This is a genomic window from Psychrobacter sp. 1U2 (assembly GCF_051847575.1).
Genome location: NZ_JBPYDC010000976.1, coordinates 1 through 753 on the forward strand (window position 1 = coordinate 1; position 753 = coordinate 753).

At 43.7% G+C, this 753-nt stretch carries 1 protein-coding gene; it reads right to left on the reverse strand.

Annotation, left to right across the window (positions count from 1 at the left end; genetic code table 11):
• On the reverse strand, nucleotides 1-661 hold a 661-nt coding region (locus tag ACS8FD_RS19875; protein ID WP_439277136.1), incomplete at its 3' end, for a pseudouridine synthase.
• Nucleotides 662-753: the final 92 nt, after the last annotated feature.

Below are 753 nucleotides of genomic sequence, written 5' to 3' on the forward strand. Positions count from 1 at the left end.
TTTTACCAATCAGTAAGAGCCCTGAGGTATCTTTATCAATTCGATGTACAAGGCCTGCGCGTGGCAAGTGATGCTGCTGAGGATAATGGTATAGCAAAGCATTGACCAAAGTGCCTGTCTGATTGCCCGCCCCTGGATGAACCACCATGCCGACAGGCTTATCAATCACCAGTACGTCATCATCTTCATAAACGACATCGATGGCGATATTTTCTGGCTGATCTTCACTATGCTGCTGCAATGTCGTAGATAGATGTATCACATCTCCCGCTTTGACACGTTGTTTGGGCTTTTGTACGCTACCGTTATATAACAAACTACCATCACCAACCCAGCCTTGTAACTGCACTCGTGAAAAGTCAGTAAAAACCTGTGAGGCAAGCTTGTCTATACGTAGACCCGCTTCCTTCTCAGTTACCGTATGCGTTATGTCAATCACTTGCGGTAAGACTTGCCCAGCTATAGAGCTGGCGTATTCATCTTGATCTTCATCGTCGTTGATTTCTTCATAATCAGATGCTTGCTCATCATCAGACAAATTCTCATCAAGCGAGTCAACATCAAGGCTTGAGCCATTGGTGGTCAATCCATCCTCTATAGATGACTGTTGCGCCACCAATTCGGTATCAGACGTTTGTTTCGGTGTTATATTTGTGGTCATAGCATTATTATTCATAGCAGATTCGTAGGTGACCTAATTCACAAATGAGCAGGTCATAAGGATTAACTTTATAAAGCGATAAAGCCGCAATT